Consider the following 16,270-nt stretch of genomic DNA (forward strand, 5'->3'; position numbering starts at 1 on the left):
TTCTCTCATATAATAAACTACAATGTTTGAAAAGAGTGATCCTATGGCACCAATACGCGAACCAATTTGCCAATCTACTCATATAAAAGATGATTCCTTTTACTCCTGGGATCCAGAGGACTATGGCCCCGAAACCTTAATCTTCAATATAAAGCAGGATACCATAAGAAATCCATCCTTTCGAACCACTAGATGGACGGGAAAACATATGCAGCTTACTTATATGAGTATTCCTGTTCATCATGAAATCGGGATTGAAAATCACCCCAACGAAGATCAATTTTTTTGCGTAATCAGTGGAGTAGGTTTGGTTTTAATCGGAGAAAGTCCTTATAACCTTTCTATTTCTAGTACGGTAACCATAGACTGTGCCGTTCTTATTCCCTCAAACACCTGGCATAATCTAATCAATACTGGGAAAGAGCCGTTAAAGGTTTATTGCATCTATTCCCCAGTCCTTCATCAACCTGGCACCGTTCACTGGACAAAGAGAGATTCCGACTATGAAAAATAACAACTTATTTAAATAGGCAGCTTTTAAAAGCAAATTTCGCTTTTTAAAGCTGCCTGATATTAATATTACATTTCTTCTGATTGGATAAGAGAAACCAGATAAAAAGGCGTTTCTTTTTCCTCCACCCCAGTTATAAGTTCTATTACGACCTCATGGTTTCCCAGTCTTCCATGATGAAGCAAAGGAGTTATCGCTAAGCAATCTCCCCAGTCTTCATCAAAATTCCCATCAAGAAGTACCCTCTGATCCAGATTTCCATCCACATAGGCTACCGCTACCGGTGCCGGTTTGTTCACCGTTTTTCTATACTGAATCCCCAAACAGCTGCCTTGTGCATGAAACGTGATGCGATCTCCTTTATGAACCCCTATAAACCCTCCTTTGAATACATCAGTCACTCCGTTCTTTCTGGTATCGTCCGGTAAAAAACCATTACACTGGTAAACGCCTGATTGATTCTGAATTCGCCTGGCTCTTTCATAACTACATTTTGTTATCGGCTTCGGACACACTTCGTCCTTTAAAACCTCCGATTTATTAGAAACAATGTCCTTAACGTCTTCCATACAACTGACAATTAAATTTGCGATTCTCTCATGTCCTTTATCATTGGGATGAAGCCCATCAGGAGTCACTTCGGCTAAACTCACCCGACCTTTAAAGATATCCTGATAGAGTGTCTCTTTCATAGATACATAAGGAATCTGATAGTGTTCTAATATTCTTTTGTGCTTTTCAATTGCCGACCTTCCATCCTCATAATATACATTGCAAAGGGCCATAACTGCCGGTTGGTTCGCACTGAAAATCAACCTCCTCACAAGACTTTCGTAGGTTTCCATAAAAAAATCTGTATTCTCATCATTTACGGTAAAATCTAAGATAATAAAATCCGGATTATACGTAAGAACCTCCTCCACCCTAGATACACCAAACAATGAGGTGGTGCCCCCGATCCCAGCATTGATATAGGTAAAAAAAGCATTGGGAAAGCTTTTTTTCCACCATTGATATACCAGGTGGACATAACAGGATGAGGAATCTGAGGATAGAGAACCCTGAGTTATGGACCCCCCAAGAAAAGCAAGAACCACCGGTTTTCCCTGTTCTGCCTTTTCTATTACTTTTTTCATTCTTTGGTGATTTCCCAAGTGAATGCCTCGTTTCTCCATTGGTTCCTCCTTCCTATCCGATTTAAGATATCGTTTTTAAGTCCCTCAAGCTTTTCTTGCGCATCTTCAAAGGATTGGCCTTTTACTCCGAAGTAAAACTTCATCTTCGGCTCTGTGCCTGAGGGACGGATGCAAAACCAGGAATCCCCTGACATGAGAAAACGTAAAACATTGGACTTTGGAAGCTTCTTTTTTATTCCCTTACCGGTTTCATAGTCCTCCATGCCAATTACCAAAAACCCACCAGCCCTTTGAGGCGGATTGCTTCGAAAGGATTCCATAATATGTTTCATTCTGGCTATTCCATCCTCTCGTTTTAACGTTACCGTTTCCAGACACTCTTCGTAATATCCAAACTCTTCATAGAGTTTCTTTAATTCTTCTAAAATAGAGCTTCCCCTTGATTTATAAAAGGCAGCCGCCTCACACAGAGTCATAATGGCGGATACTGCGTCCTTATCTCTTACGCTTGTTTCCACCAGACAGCCAAAACTTTCCTCGAATCCGAACTGATAATCTGGTTTATCCCCATCCTCTAGTAGTCGCATCAACGCTCCGATGTATTTAAAGCCTGTCAACACTTCCTCTAACTTCATCCCATATTTTTCTGCCAAAGGCTTTGCCATCTGTGTTGTTACAATGGTTTTTATGACAACACCGTTTTGAGGTAAAAGTCCCAGCTCTTTTCTTCTGAAAAGCAAATAGCTGCAAATCAGTATTCCAGACATATTTCCGTTTAACCTTCGGTATTCTCCTGTTTGTTCCTCTTTTACGAAGACTCCCATCCGATCCCCGTCGGGATCAGTGGCAAATACAAGATCTGCCTTAGTCTTTCCTGCCAGCTTTAGTGCCAGCTCAAAAACCTTTGCTTCCTCTGGATTTGGATCCTTCACAGTAGAAAAGTTACCGTCTGGCTCCTCTTGTTCCTTTACTACATAAACATTAGAAAATCCCAACCGGGACAGCAGATGGCGCACCGGAAGATTTCCTGCACCATGAAGAGGAGTATAGACTATGGTTAATTCCTTTGCCGACTTTTTTAAAGCATCGGGAGACAGCACATATTTTTGTATTTCTTCCAGATATGCTTCTTCCATATCCGGTCCAATCCACTGGAGCAGCCCCTTCTTCTCTGCCTCTTTCTCTTCCATATAGCGGACTAAGTCATAATCCCTTACCTGACGGATGCATTGGGTGATTTCCTCATCCTTTTGAGAGGTTATCTGAGCACCGTCTTCCCAGTAAACCTTATAGCCGTTGTATTCGGGTGGATTATGACTGGCTGTAATAACAATACCTGCAATCAGAGATAGATGTCTGACGGCAAACGAAAGCAAAGGGGTAGGGGCCAACTGATGAAAGAGATGGACGAAAATCCCGTTTCCACATAGGCACATAGCAGCCTGACGGGCAAATTCCATAGACTGGTGCCTGGAATCATAGGCAATTGCAACCCCTCTGGCACTGCCTCCTTTCTCTTTGATGTAATCAGAAAGTCCCTGTGTTGCTCTCCTTACGGTATAGATATTCATCCGGTTGGTTCCGGCTCCCATCACTCCTCTTAAGCCTCCGGTCCCAAATTCCAGTTCCTTGTAAAAGCGGTCCTTTATTTCTTCTTCCTGATGTTCCAGCTGCTTAAGCTCTTCCCTCGTTTCCCTGGAAAACAAGGGGCTGGTGCTCCACTGTATGTATTGCTCCATATAATTCATGATGCCCTCACTTCTCTCACTCTCTTGATAAAAGCGGTTAATTCTTCCGCCATTTCTTCTGCTTCTGGAATCCTGATATGCCCCGGTGTTCCAACCCCATTTCTTCGGTAAAGAAAATGGGAAACCTGTTTATCCTCAAGAACCTGACAGACCTCTTCTATGGCTCTATCCCAATTTTCATGGTGGTACAAAATTGTAGTAGTCAGAATGATAATCGCCTCTGGATAGAGCGTTCGAAGCTTTCTTACAAATCCCATATAATGTTCTTTCCATTGCTGTGCCTGTAAACCGGTATAATCCTCTTTCATGAAATCTATCGGATGACTATCATTTTGTCCAAGAGCCACAATCACCACGTTTGGGCGGTATTTTTCAAAATCCCATTGTCTCGTTCTTAAAAGGGCTGGGTGGTACTGGATCTTATCATAGACGGACTGCATACCAATACATCTGGGAGGCTCAAACCAACCTGTTCCATCCATAAGGGCAATCCCCCCTTGGGAAATGTTATGGATTCTGGCATTTAACTTTCTTGCTGTCAGCCATGCATAGGAATACCAGCTGTTGGAATATTCCCCCTGATGAACAGGATCTTCCTTCCCCACATCATTAATTGCCTCTGATACCTCTCCAGCACTGACGGAGTCTCCATAGACTTCGATTCTATAATCCGGAAGCGGCTCCGGCTTTAGAAGCCTTCCACCCTTAGAAAGCAAAAATCCCTCCAGAGATACGGTATGACAGGAATCCTGCCGCTTAAACAGCAGTAGGCTATGGATTCCTTCTCCTAAGTGATCTCCTAATAAAACACGAGTGGCTCCTGTCTTTGGCAGCTTTGCCTTCTTTTGTGTCCCATCTAAGATCCAGCCAATATAATTATCCCAGTATATAGAATGATTCTCCAGTCTAACGGATATACGCTCGCCCATAAAATACAGCTTAACGAAGCTGCAGGGATAAACAAATTCAGGTCTTCCTCTGTCATCCGTTCCGACCCTCCCGCAGTACTGAAGATAGGAATGATCTGTTTCGATCTTAGACTCTTCCATATTCCAGCAGCTCCTTATTCTTATGGATAAGCTGGAGTCTCTGCTTTACACAATCCCAACTTCTTAATGGATCTTCTGGTGTATGGAACACATAATCCGTCAGCTTTAAAATGCTTGTGACACCCATTCTTTTTATGACCTCCATGCACATTCTTCCATTGTGGTACGGACATTTCCACGGTTCCACAATCGGATCCTCTTTATCCGGTATTTCCCCATTGCAAAGTCTTAAAAACCACTCTGAGCCTGGTCTTGAATCCACCATGCGAACCCTTATGTATTCCCATATATCCCTTGCTGCCAAGAGAAAGCACTCCTTTTCTGGCTCTTTCTCCCAAGCATTTAAAAATCCCACCACTGCTTCTGCCTGAATCCACCAAATTCTGTCCTTATCATCCACTCCTTGCTTACATTCATTTAACAAACTATGATTTCGGTATGCTTTTTCATAGACTTCCTCTGCCAGAATTCTGGTAATGGGTGCCATCTTTCTTTCATATTCTTTGTCCTCTAGCACATGCACACAGCGGTCGATCAACCAGGAAGTCTCAATATCATGGCCATAGGAATGGAGATCCAAAAGAGAATTCCAGTCTGTATCAAAGAATACCTCCTGACGTTTTTTTTCCGGATTAAATACATGCTCTGCAAATTCATCCAGAATATGCTTTAACTGGTCTTTCACCTTTTCTCCATGATCTGCCTGGTAAAGCGACGTATATGCTTCCATAACATGAAGCAGCGTATTCATCGTTCTTTTTGCATTGACTCCATGTTCAGAAAGCTTTTCGTTGAATACAGGAGTAAAATGGCGGTCATATGCCTCTCCATAGCCTACTTCATCCCGACAGGTATCTTCGATCCGGTCAAATAAATCATATGCCAGTGTCAGAGCTTCTTTGTCACCGGAGGCCTCATAATAGGCAGATAAGGAATATACTGCAAAGGCTTGATTATAGGTGTGCTTCGTCTGGTCAACCGGTCTTCCATCAAAAGAGACAGACCAGTAAACACCCCCAGCTTTTTGATCAAGGCAGTAATCTTTTAAAAATACATAGCCATGATGGGCATATTCTAAAATCTCATCCTGTCGTAAGGTTAAAAAAGCATTGGAAAAAAACCAGAGAATCCTGCTATTTAGGATCACACCCTTATCCGCCTTTTTATCAACATTTAGATTGTGGTCCACATAACCATAGAAACCACCGTATTCCTCATCCATTAACCCTTCCCAGAAAGGCAGCAGCTTTTCCTCCAGATGATGCCTCATTTCTTCTGCCATTATTTCTTTCATGTCTTCCTCCCTCACCGTATGTAATTCTCTAGCGCATTCCTATTTCTTCATCGGTTTTTGTCAAAACACTGTGTTGCTTCATGTAAGATATAATCTCATCCGCTCTGGTAAATGCCAGAGCCACGTAACTGTCTGCCGCTCCATAATAAATGACGATTCTACCATCCTTTGGATCACAAATAGCAGAGCATGGGAAGCATACATTGGGAACAAAGCCCCGTTCCTCATACCATGTCTCTGGTGTAAGCAGGAAATTTTCACATCGGTATTTTACAATAGAAGGGTTATGTAGATCTAAAATTGCACCTCCAATGCTGTAGACATACCCATTGCAGGTCCCGGTTACTCCATGGTAAAACAAAAGCCATCCTTCCTCTGTTTCAATGGGGGCAGATCCTCCCCCAATTTTTAAGGATTCCCACCACTCCTTTCCTTTTCCCATCACATGGCGGTGTCTTCCCCAGTAAACCAGATCCGGACTTTCACTTAAAAATATGTCTCCAAAAGGCGTATGACCACTGTCACTGGGTCTGGAAAGCATCATGTATTTTCCATCTATTTTTCGGGGGAACAATACGGCATTTCTGTTAAATGGAAGAAATGGATTTTCCAGCCTCACAAAGGCCTTAAAATCCTGTGTTCTTGCTATGCCAATGGCAGCTCCGTAAAAATCCTGACACCAAATAATGTAATACGTATCTTCTACTTGAACAAGACGAGGATCATAGGCATACTTCGGCATAAAATTATTGCCGTCTTCATCTACAAACCGGATCTTATCCTTTTCAAACATCCATTTGATCCCATCGTCGCTTCTCCCTAGATAAATATAGGGAATCCCGTTATTTTGCTCTCCCCGGAATACGCCAATAAAACCATCCTCATAAGCAATTACCGCAGAATTAAAAATTCTCGCTACATGACGAATCGGATTTCTTCCAATGATGGGATTTTCACTATAACGCCAAATGGGTGCTCCCAAATATTCTCCCGACGGTTCCTGCCAGGGCATAGTCTTTAATTCAGATGTATATAATTTCATGCTTTCCTCCTAACCTTTTACAGCTCCCTGAGTCAGTCCGCTGTATATCTGTCTTTGACAGAATATAAATATAAGTAACGCCGGTAACAAGGTAATAATGACACCTGCACAGATATAGTTGTACTGGCTCCCCAAAGGTCCTGTAAATTTATACAAAGAGGTAGCTACCGTCACCAGCCTGTTCTTATCCTGTAAATATAGATTGGACATATAATATTCATTATAGGTCCCCACCCCTTTTAAAATCATGACGGTTATCATAGCAGGTTTTAAAAGGGGAAGCAAAATCCGGAAAAAGATACCGAAATACGTGCACCCGTCCATAAGTGCTGATTCATCCAATGAAGTCGGAATGTTCTCAAAAAACTGTATAAAGATATAAATTGAGATTACATCGGTACCCATCATTAGAATGATATAGCCAATCAGACTGTTGATCAGGTGCATTTGATACATAATCTGGTAGACGGATACCTGCATGGCGATTCCCGGAAGAAGAGCGGCAAACAGAAACAGATTCCTGACCAAACCATTTCCCGGAAAATGAAAACGGTTTAATATGTATGCAAGCATAGAACCTGTCATAATAGAGCCAAACAATACAAATACCAGAATAATAAAAGAATTAAAAAATGCGGTTGCCATATTCGCCTGCTTCCATGCCTGTATGAAATTATCAAAAAACAACCAGTTTTGCGGAAGTGTCATGACGCTGGTAGATGCATACTCTTTTTTTGTCTTAAATGCAGTGATTACACATACCACAACAGGAGTTACAGAGACCAAAGAGCCAAAGACTAAAGTTGCGTATTTTATAAAATTCCATAAATATTTTATTAATTTTGAATCATTCACACCCCTGCCTCCTTTAGCCCCCTGCTTTCTGCCAGTTTCTGTCTCTTTCTTCTCCTTCTTTGATCACGTATGGAATCCTCCTCTCCTTCCCCAAAGAAATATTTAAATATCACTTTTTGCAGGATCGTGGCAAATAAAATGATAACCAGAAGAATGATAGCCATTGCAGAAGCCAGACCTACCTTTTGACTTTCATGGGCCAGTTTGTTCATTACGACAAAATAGGTTGCCGTTCCAAAATTACCATTGGTAATGACATAAGGCGGTTCGAACGCACTTAAAGAACCAGTGATTGATAAAATCATATTTAATACGATTATCGTCTTGATGCTTGGTAGAACGATGTAACGAAATTTCTGCCACTCATTTGCTCCGTCAATGGCTGCTGCTTCGTACATGGTTCCGTCTACAGACATAATTGCCCCAATAAATAAAACCATGTTTTGCCCCATGTACCTCCATATGGAAGTAGCTGCCACAGAAATGTTATTAATCTTTGTGTCTTTTAGCCAGTAGGGCAGGGTTTCCTGTGTGAATCCACACCATGTCAGGATCGTATCCAAAACAAATCCTCTGGTATAGAAGAATTTAAAGATAAAGCCAACCGCTATACCACCAATCAAATAGGGGAAGAATAGAAATCCCTTAAAAAAATCCCCCCCTCTAAGCTTTGTACTAAGAACCGTGGCAAAATATAAAGCAATGGCCAATTGGATAAAGGATGCCCCTATATAGTAAAAACTAAGTCGTAAGGCTTTAAAGCAATCATCTCTTTGAAAAACGTCCAAATAGTTTTCGAATCCTACAAACTCTCTTTTTCCAATATATTTCATATCATAAAAACTAAATCCTATCATCTTCACAAAGGGGATATAGGTAAAAATCAGCAGTAGAAAAACTGGAACAAACATAAATGTAATGATGACCAGCCAGCGATTTACTTTTCCCGTTTTAAGCCATTTTAACAGCTGGACCCGTTTTATAGTTTTCTCGCCCATATGCTTCTCCAATCTAAGTGTTTAACGCAATCGTACTCATGCTTCTCTTTACTGAATCGCTCCATATTTTTTCTGGGAAGCCATCCATCTTTTATTCCAGTCATCCATGATTTCATCAAGGCTTGGGGATCCGGCAACAGCAGCTTCCAGAATCTTAGAAGGGCCATCTGGTGATGTGTTGATTCCAACCTCCGAATCATTGTTGATATCATTATAAAGAGACTCTTCTCCTTCGGGAGCTGGATTGTCAATGACAAGTTCCACATGATCAAACGTCTTATATATATCTGGATATTTGGAATCTACGCAAATGGGGATGCAGCCCTCATCATAAGCAAAATTAGAATCTTCTGTCAGCCATTTGACATAGAGCATAGAAGCGATTTGATTATCCGCAGAGCTGTTGATGTTTATTCCATAATTATAATCTGGACCTGCTGTGGCATACTGTTTGCCATTTACCGTAATCGGAAATGCCATATATCCGATATCATCGGGATGATCTCCGGCCGCTTGCATCTGGGTTACTGCCCAAGATCCCAAAACCATGGTTCCAATTTTCCCATTGTTCATAATCCCTTTGCTGCCTTCCCAATCTGTGGTAGTCGGATCGTCCTCTATCAGCCCTCTTTTAACCGCCTCATAAAGGGTATAGTAAACCGCATAAGGCCCGGTCATATCTTTCTGTTTTGCAAATGGATTTTTCTGGTGTACTAAAATTTCATTGACATAATCCGGATTTCCTGTTGCGGAACCAGTAATATAAGAATCCCACGCTGTCATGGTCCAGCCGGCAGCAAAATTCGTATATAGGGGAATGGCATCTGTATTCTCTTTGATTTTTAGTAACGCATCTAAAAATTCGTCGGGCGTCTTTGGCAATTCCGTAATTCCGGCTTCCTCAAAAACCTTTTTATTGTATACAATTCCCTGGGCATTTCCATCAGATGGCATTCCATAAACTTTATTTTTAAAGGAAAAATTATTAAGCATGATGTATTTTTTTTCTAATTCCGGCTTATCTCCCAAACAGAGAAAATAATTTTCCAGTTCGTCCTTATCCACCTGTACCGGAATCATACAGATGTCTCCCCAATCCCCTGTGGTCAGTCTTGTAATCATGTCATCTGCGTAATTGGTGACTCCTTCGTATGTAATGGTCACATTGGGATACATTTTTTGAAACTGTTTGATATAATCCTTAAACGTAGTGTCAACCGCATCCGTCTTATGGGTAATGAATTTCAAATCTGCTTTAATATCCGTATAATCTTCTCCTACTTTTAAATTATTAAACTTGGGAATATCAGAAACTGTCTGTTGTCCCTTAACCGAACCAGAACTCTTTGCCCCTCCACATGCGGTTAAAGAAACTGCCAGAACTGCTGCTAATCCAAATGCCCCAAATCTTTTCATAACTTTCATAATGCCTTCCTCCTTACATTCTTTTTTTGTTTATATCGCATCAATATTTAACTTAATTTAAGTATATTTTAAACCTAACTTAATGTCATCTATTATTCTTGCTTTTTATCATTCGTTCTTGCTTTTTATTATGCATTTATTATAATTTATGCTTTCATTCATAGTTTTTTTGTACATATTCTTTTAAGATTCACTTTTTAAATGCTTTATTTATTATGTGGAAATTTATTTTATTTATAATATTCGCTTTATTTTTATGCTTTTTTATGTTAAAATAAACAAAAATAGTACGAGTCGAGGTACGAATTGAACTTTCAAAATATTTTTTTAGCCAAATTATTAAGTGGTGATAAACTAACTTCTGCTTTGACCGTTAGTCAATTTCTCCCAACCACTTATCCGCTTCAGCCTGACGAACCAGAATGCCTGCTCTCTCTTACTGCCGCCGGGTACATAAAAAGCTGTTATCCATACCGTTACGAAATCATGGATCTTCCTTTTTTTTGCATCCTTTATACGATAAAAGGCAGCGGAATGTATGAAGTGGGACAAAAAAAATATTGTCTGCTTCCCGGAACTTTTCTTTTCGTAGACTGCGAAAAAAAGCACAAAATTTATGCGGAAAAAAACAGCTGGGATTTTTATCAGCTGTTTTTGTATAAAACGCAATGCCTATTTTTCTATAAACAATTTACTATAAAATACGGAAGCATCACCACAATTCCCCAATGCCCATACATCATTTCTCTTTTTAGCCGTCTGACGGCAGAACCTTTCACTTTAAACAGAGATCTTTTATTTAATAATCATCGGCTTCTTACGGAAATCCTGACCGCTGCGATACTAACCCCCTCCGCATACAGAGATGATTTTGCTCCCCCATATTTAAGAAAAATGAAAAAAATAATGGACACCCAGTATGCCTCTCCCCAGAGTCTCACTCAATTTGAGATGATTCTGGGAATCAGCAGATACCGGCTGTCCAGAGAATTTCATAATTTATATGAGCTACCGCCTTTGCAGTATTTAAATCGACGCAGAATTGAAGAATCGAAAAAGCTGCTGCAAGATCCTGCCATAACCGTATATGAAGCCGGACGATTAGTGGGCATCGACAATACCACTCACTTTATCCGCCTCTTTCGGAAATATGCGGGAACGACTCCAGCTAATTATAGAAGCTCTTTACAATCCTAACGTCCTGCTACGCTTTTCTTCTTCACCAGTCTGCCTGCTACAATCTGGATTCCCCTGTCAAAAGGTTCTTTTCTTATTTTTCGAACCAAATTTTTGACAGCCAGCTCAGCCAACCGGTCTTTTTTGACATCATATGTTGTGATAGGAACCTTAACCACCTTATCCCATTCACAATTGTCAAACCCCACAACCGAAATATCCTCTGGTATCCGGTAGCCAGCCTCCTCCAATCCATTCATCAGCACATCAGCCGTATAATCACTGCTGCATGCAAAAGCTGTGGGCATTTCCTCTGGCAAAGAAATACGTAAAAAGGCCTTGTGCCCCTCCGATAAATTTCTATCATGAATCACCCAGTCCTGTCTAAATGCAATATGATGTTCTAAAAGAGCCTTCATATAGCCAAAATATCGGTCGGTAATGCTGCTGGTGGACAAGGGAGTTCCCACAAACGCAATCCGTTCATGCCCGTTTTTAATGAGATAATCCGTTAACAGATACATGCCATAAAACCCATCGGATATTACAGTATCATATTCCTCATTCGCTTCATAAAAGTCCATATAAATAACAGGTACCACCTGATTGTTCCATAAAAAATCCGAGTAAGCTTTATCCGTCTGGCCTATGAGAATGGCTCCGTCTACTTTACCGTCTAGAATCATTTTAGGCATACTTAATCCCATTTCTTCTTCCTGGCTGACGATCTCAAGAATGCAATAATACCCCCGCTTTGATGCGGAAGTCACTACAAACTGATAGATATTCCAATAAAAGGAATTTACCGTATCTAAAAAACCAGCAGGTATTAAAATCCCCAGATTGCCCGTCCCACCAGCAAGTTTTTTCTTGACCGGGGAAGCCATCTGGTATCCAATCTCGAACGCAACTCCTTTAATTTTCTTTCTCATATCCTCACTGACTCCTGTTTTATCAGACAGCGCTTTGGATACTGTAACAGTACTGACACCAACTTTTTTAGCAATATCAGACAATGTGACCGTTTTCGACATAATATCCCCCTGTAATTTAAGTTAATATAAGTATATTTTAACTTAAATATTTTGTCAATGTAAACTTAATAAAAAATCATCCCATTTTTTATCCAAAAAAGCTGCTTCTCTGCCATTCGTACGTCAGAGAAACAGCCTTCCTATCTCTACAAACAATCTCCATTTGTAGCAATCACATCTTTATACCACCAGAAGGATTGTTTCCAAATTATCCAGAATATATGCAGCTACGGCCTGCTCCTGATGGGTGAAATGACTCATATCTTTTAAACGTTCTAAAATCATGCCTTACCTCCAAATCAATCCCTTACAAAAGCATTCCTTTTTTACCTTAGAAACAAAATTTATCCTCAAAATAACTTCTAAGTTCTGTAATTGGAACCCTCACCTGTTCCATTGTATCGCGATCACGAACTGTTACTGCATGATCTTCCTCTGAATCAAAATCGTAAGTAATACAGAACGGAGTTCCGATCTCATCCTGTCTCCGATAGCGTTTTCCGATGTTTCCTCTGTCATCAAATTCACAGTTATAATATTTACACATTTCTCCAAATACCTTCTCTGCACCTTCGTTTAACTTCTTGGAAAGAGGTAGGATACCAATTTTAACAGGTGCAATTGCTGGATGGAAATGAAGAACTGTACGAATATCACCCTCTGCAATCTCTTCTTCATCATAAGCCGCACAAAGGAACGCAAGTGTCACACGGTCTGCCCCCAGAGAAGGCTCAATTACGTAAGGAATATAACGTTCTTTTTTCTCATCATCAAAATAAGTAAGATCCTGCCCAGATGTATTCTGGTGTTGGGTCAAATCATAATCTGTCCTGTCCGCAATTCCCCATAATTCTCCCCAGCCAAATGGGAATAAGAATTCGATATCAGACGTAGCTTTGCTGTAAAAAGAAAGTTCCTCTTTTTCGTGATCTCTAACCCGCATCTCATCCTCTTTGATTCCAAGACTTTTTAACCAGTTAACGCAGGTTTCTCTCCAGTAAGAGAACCATTCAAGATCTGTATCCGGTTCACAGAAAAATTCAAGTTCCATCTGTTCAAACTCTCTGGTACGGAAAGTAAAGTTACCTGGTGTAATCTCGTTTCGGAATGATTTCCCAATCTGACCAATGCCAAATGGTATTTTCTTCCTAGAGGTTCTCTGTACATTCTTAAAGTTTACAAAAATTCCCTGAGCAGTCTCCGGTCTTAGGTATACTGTATTCTTTGCATCCTCGGTTACTCCCTGGAATGTTTTAAACATTAAGTTAAACTGACGGATATCGGTAAAATCATGCTTGCCACAGCTCGGGCAGCAAATGTTCTTTTCGTCAATAAAAGATTTCATCTCTTCCTGTGACCATGCATCAACAGACCCTTCAATGGTCATATTGTGTTCACTCATGTAATCCTCAATTATCTTATCCGCACGAAACCGTTCCTTACATGATTTACAATCCATAAGAGGATCGGAAAACCCTCCAAGATGACCAGAAGCAATCCAGGTCTGAGAATTCATCAAAATCGCACAATCGACCCCTACATTATAAGGGTTTTCTTGAACAAACTTCTGCCACCAGGCTTTTTTTACATTGTTTTTCAGTTCCACTCCCAAATTACCGTAATCCCAGGTATTTGCCAGTCCTCCGTATATTTCAGATCCCGGGTATACAAATCCTCTTGATTTCGCCAGTCCTACAATCTTTTCCATTGTCTTTTCCATATACTTAACCTCTCTTATTTATATATAATGTAGCTTTTTCCCTGTGTTATCTCTACCGTATGTTGATCTTTCACTACCACATTATCAGAAACAAACAAAAGCCTTTTTTGTGTTTGTATGGTCACCGGTTTATTCCCCGTAACCACAACTGTATTGCAATCGCTCTTGTTCAATAATGCTTTTTTATCTGCTGCTTTTCCATCGGCCTTTATAAAAGTCACTCCCTCGGATTCGCTTTCTCCGATTACCTGAGACAGGGGCACTATAGCAATGGAATCCACATGATTCTCATTATCATTATTTTTTGCTGTAAAATCACAAAGAGCCTCTCCGGATCCATAAGCAAATATCGCACTGGCTATCCCCTTCTCCATGGTACATGATTGAAGTGTTACACCATTTTGCCCATAGGTTTCATTGAATGCACCGACTGCCTTATTTAAATATGATTTCAATTCATCCAGATTATAATATTCCTTTACTTCATAGGGCTTTACCGTAGCGGTCTGAAATCCGCTCTCATCCGTCACGTAAATTCTACTGCTATCTGTTTTCAATGCACTGCTTCCACCTATGCCCAGACAGCCAGTTAAAAATACAGCTCCCAGACAAACCGCCAGAACCGCTTTTCTTTTTCTCATCTTTTTTCCTCCTGCCTTGAATCCGGAGAACATTATACCAAATACTGCCACTCATTTCAATCCTTTACTTCCCATCATTGTACCTAAAATCACAAGAGAATGAAATTCCCGATCCACATACCGTTTCATATTCACTTCCACACAACGGGCAAACTCAAACAGTACTTCATCCGTCAATGTAAAGGTATATAAATGCTCCATAGGAGAAGCAATAACATATTCCCAGGTATAGTTTGCAGAATCACTGACAGGACGAGGGGGATCTTGTGTATATTCTCCGTTTAGTACCATTGCCTTTAATTCAAACACCCTCTGAACCAATTCATTCTTTAATGCCGGTTTTAACAAAGCCCTGATTGACTGATACAATAACTTAAGCAAACCAGTTCCATCCATATTTTCTCTGGCATAGTAATCCGTCAGCTCAAGGAAATACATACCATAACAGGATCCTACCATATCCAAAGACAGTTCTTCAAAATAATTAGTTATCTCCGCTGATTTTAATGTGTAGGAATCCCTGCCTTCGTAAAGTGTAAACACTCCAAAGGCAAAGGGTCTTCCCACAGCCATTAAAAGATTTCCCGGTCTTCTCGCCCCTCTGGCAAACGCTGTGATCTTTCCTCTTTCTTTCGTTAAAATCACAAGGCGTTTATCCATTTCTCCTACTGGAGAAACTTTTATTACCATTCCCGTCAGTTTTTCAACATCCCTCAATTTCCATCACCGTCTTAGATATCCCTCTGGTTATATCCATAATTCTTCATATACAGGTCACTGTCACGCCATTCTTTCCGCACTTTTACCCAAAGCTGCAGATTCACTTTAGTATCTAAAAGATCTTCAATCTCTCTTCGTGCTGAGGTTCCAATCTTCTTTAACATGGCGCCAGCCTTACCGATTACAATTCCCTTATGGGATTCGCGTTCACAGACAATGGTTGCCTCAATGTCTGTAATCCCGTTCTTTCGCTCTTTCATTGTTTCTATGGTCACTGCAATGCCATGGGGGATCTCGTCTTTTAAAAGACGAAGTGCTTTCTCCCGAATCAGCTCTGAAGTGATCTGACGCATTGGCTGATCCGTCACGGTATCTTCATCATAATACTGGGGACCATCTGGAAGATATTTGTAAATCAGTTCTAACATTAGATCCGTATTCTTTTCTTTTAACGCAGAAACGGGTACGATTTCTGTAAAGGAACAAACATCTTTATATGCATTCATGAAGGTCAAGATTTCTTCTTGATTCTTTATCGTATCAATCTTATTGATGACTAGTATCACTGGTGTTTTCACCTGTCTTAACTGCTCCGCAATGTGCTGTTCCCCTGCACCAATGTAGGTGGTAGGTTCAACCAGCCAAAGAATCACATCCACCTCTTTTAACGTACGTTCTGCCACATTGACCATATATTCACCAAGCTTGTTTTTTGCCTTGTGAATTCCCGGCGTATCTAAGAATATGATCTGCCCTCTCTCATCTGTGAAAACGGTCTGGATTCGATTTCTTGTTGTCTGCGGTTTGTCCGATGTGATTGCAATCTTTTGACCGATCAGATGATTCATGAGGGTGGACTTTCCTACGTTTGGACGTCCAATCAGAGTTACAAACCCCGATTTGTATTTGTTTTCCATGTAA

General features: G+C 40.5%; 15 protein-coding genes. 2 read left to right on the forward strand and 13 right to left on the reverse strand.

Annotated elements, in window-relative coordinates; translation table 11 throughout:
• Positions 1-43: 43 nt before the first annotated feature.
• On the forward strand, positions 44-514 hold the full coding sequence (locus EFT72_RS05645) for a cupin domain-containing protein (protein WP_124065939.1): 471 nt from the start codon (positions 44-46) through the stop codon (positions 512-514).
• A gap of 65 nt (positions 515-579) precedes the next feature.
• On the opposite strand, the gene EFT72_RS05650 is transcribed toward EFT72_RS05645, so the two are convergent.
• From EFT72_RS05650 to EFT72_RS05685, 8 genes are read right to left on the reverse strand one after another with little or no spacing between them, the layout of a single operon-like run.
• Positions 580-1,686, reverse strand: coding sequence for an SGNH/GDSL hydrolase family protein (locus tag EFT72_RS05650; RefSeq protein WP_124065940.1), 1,107 nt, complete (start codon positions 1,684-1,686; stop codon positions 580-582).
• The gene (locus EFT72_RS05655) at positions 1,644-3,395 is read right to left on the reverse strand and encodes a phospho-sugar mutase (RefSeq protein ID WP_124065941.1); all 1,752 of its coding nucleotides are present in this window, start codon (positions 3,393-3,395) and stop codon (positions 1,644-1,646) included. Before EFT72_RS05655 ends, EFT72_RS05650 begins: the two co-directional genes overlap by 43 nt.
• A complete protein-coding gene (locus EFT72_RS05660; protein ID WP_124065942.1) occupies positions 3,392-4,444 on the reverse strand; it encodes a GDSL-type esterase/lipase family protein in 1,053 nt (350 codons plus the stop codon). Before EFT72_RS05660 ends, EFT72_RS05655 begins: the two co-directional genes overlap by 4 nt.
• A complete protein-coding gene (locus tag EFT72_RS05665) occupies positions 4,431-5,738 on the reverse strand; it encodes an AGE family epimerase/isomerase (RefSeq protein ID WP_124065943.1) in 1,308 nt (435 codons plus the stop codon). Before EFT72_RS05665 ends, EFT72_RS05660 begins: the two co-directional genes overlap by 14 nt.
• 28 nt (positions 5,739-5,766) lie before the next feature.
• Positions 5,767-6,780, reverse strand: a complete 1,014-nt coding sequence (locus EFT72_RS05670) for a glycoside hydrolase family 130 protein (RefSeq protein ID WP_124065944.1) — start codon at positions 6,778-6,780, stop codon at positions 5,767-5,769.
• Between the two features lie 9 nt (positions 6,781-6,789).
• A complete protein-coding gene (locus EFT72_RS05675) occupies positions 6,790-7,635 on the reverse strand; it encodes a carbohydrate ABC transporter permease (RefSeq protein ID WP_124065945.1) in 846 nt (281 codons plus the stop codon).
• Positions 7,632-8,633 (reverse strand): sugar ABC transporter permease, encoded by a 1,002-nt coding sequence (locus EFT72_RS05680; protein WP_124065946.1) that lies wholly within the window; start codon positions 8,631-8,633, stop codon positions 7,632-7,634. Before EFT72_RS05680 ends, EFT72_RS05675 begins: the two co-directional genes overlap by 4 nt.
• A gap of 48 nt (positions 8,634-8,681) precedes the next feature.
• Positions 8,682-10,058, reverse strand: a complete 1,377-nt coding sequence (locus tag EFT72_RS05685) for an ABC transporter substrate-binding protein (protein WP_124065947.1) — start codon at positions 10,056-10,058, stop codon at positions 8,682-8,684.
• Positions 10,059-10,364: 306 nt separating this feature from the next.
• Here EFT72_RS05685 and EFT72_RS05690 point away from each other — a divergent pair, with 306 nt between their 5' ends.
• On the forward strand, positions 10,365-11,255 hold the full coding sequence (locus tag EFT72_RS05690) for an AraC family transcriptional regulator (RefSeq protein ID WP_124065948.1): 891 nt from the start codon (positions 10,365-10,367) through the stop codon (positions 11,253-11,255).
• On the opposite strand, the gene EFT72_RS05695 is transcribed toward EFT72_RS05690, so the two are convergent.
• From EFT72_RS05695 to era, 5 genes are all read right to left on the reverse strand, one after another.
• Positions 11,252-12,268: a LacI family DNA-binding transcriptional regulator gene (locus tag EFT72_RS05695; RefSeq protein WP_124065949.1), complete on the reverse strand. Its 1,017-nt coding sequence runs from the start codon at positions 12,266-12,268 to the stop codon at positions 11,252-11,254. The genes EFT72_RS05690 and EFT72_RS05695 overlap by 4 nt on opposite strands.
• Positions 12,269-12,599: 331 nt before the next feature.
• Entirely contained in the window at positions 12,600-13,988 is a 1,389-nt protein-coding gene (locus EFT72_RS05705) for a glycine--tRNA ligase (protein ID WP_124065950.1), read from the reverse strand.
• A 14-nt stretch (positions 13,989-14,002) separates the two neighbouring features.
• Positions 14,003-14,629 carry a hypothetical protein gene (locus tag EFT72_RS05710; RefSeq protein WP_124065951.1) on the reverse strand — a complete coding sequence of 209 codons (627 nt, stop codon included), beginning with the start codon at positions 14,627-14,629 and terminating at the stop codon, positions 14,003-14,005.
• A gap of 51 nt (positions 14,630-14,680) precedes the next feature.
• On the reverse strand, positions 14,681-15,346 hold the full coding sequence (recO, locus tag EFT72_RS05715) for a DNA repair protein RecO (RefSeq protein WP_124065952.1): 666 nt from the start codon (positions 15,344-15,346) through the stop codon (positions 14,681-14,683).
• Positions 15,347-15,360: 14 nt separating this feature from the next.
• Positions 15,361-16,266: a GTPase Era gene (era, locus tag EFT72_RS05720; RefSeq protein ID WP_124065953.1), complete on the reverse strand. Its 906-nt coding sequence runs from the start codon at positions 16,264-16,266 to the stop codon at positions 15,361-15,363.
• Positions 16,267-16,270 lie beyond the last annotated feature (4 nt).

The organism is Clostridium sp. E02, from assembly GCF_003833015.1.
In the GTDB taxonomy this organism is placed as follows: domain Bacteria; phylum Bacillota; class Clostridia; order Lachnospirales; family Lachnospiraceae; genus Lacrimispora.

Bases quoted from the DNA above. Each gene is read 5' to 3' on its own strand.
- EFT72_RS05645 (WP_124065939.1), top strand. From the start codon at position 44: ATGGCACCAATACGCGAACCAATTTGCCAATCTACTCATATAAAAGAT.
- EFT72_RS05650 (WP_124065940.1), bottom strand. From the start codon at position 1,686: ATGGAGAAACGAGGCATTCACTTGGGAAATCACCAAAGAATGAAAAAA.
- EFT72_RS05655 (WP_124065941.1), bottom strand. From the start codon at position 3,395: ATGAATTATATGGAGCAATACATACAGTGGAGCACCAGCCCCTTGTTT.
- EFT72_RS05660 (WP_124065942.1), bottom strand. From the start codon at position 4,444: ATGGAAGAGTCTAAGATCGAAACAGATCATTCCTATCTTCAGTACTGC.
- EFT72_RS05665 (WP_124065943.1), bottom strand. From the start codon at position 5,738: ATGAAAGAAATAATGGCAGAAGAAATGAGGCATCATCTGGAGGAAAAG.
- EFT72_RS05670 (WP_124065944.1), bottom strand. From the start codon at position 6,780: ATGAAATTATATACATCTGAATTAAAGACTATGCCCTGGCAGGAACCG.
- EFT72_RS05680 (WP_124065946.1), bottom strand. From the start codon at position 8,633: ATGGGCGAGAAAACTATAAAACGGGTCCAGCTGTTAAAATGGCTTAAA.
- EFT72_RS05685 (WP_124065947.1), bottom strand. From the start codon at position 10,058: ATGAAAGTTATGAAAAGATTTGGGGCATTTGGATTAGCAGCAGTTCTG.
- EFT72_RS05695 (WP_124065949.1), bottom strand. From the start codon at position 12,268: ATGTCGAAAACGGTCACATTGTCTGATATTGCTAAAAAAGTTGGTGTC.
- EFT72_RS05705 (WP_124065950.1), bottom strand. From the start codon at position 13,988: ATGGAAAAGACAATGGAAAAGATTGTAGGACTGGCGAAATCAAGAGGA.
- EFT72_RS05710 (WP_124065951.1), bottom strand. From the start codon at position 14,629: ATGAGAAAAAGAAAAGCGGTTCTGGCGGTTTGTCTGGGAGCTGTATTT.
- era (WP_124065953.1), bottom strand. From the start codon at position 16,266: ATGGAAAACAAATACAAATCGGGGTTTGTAACTCTGATTGGACGTCCA.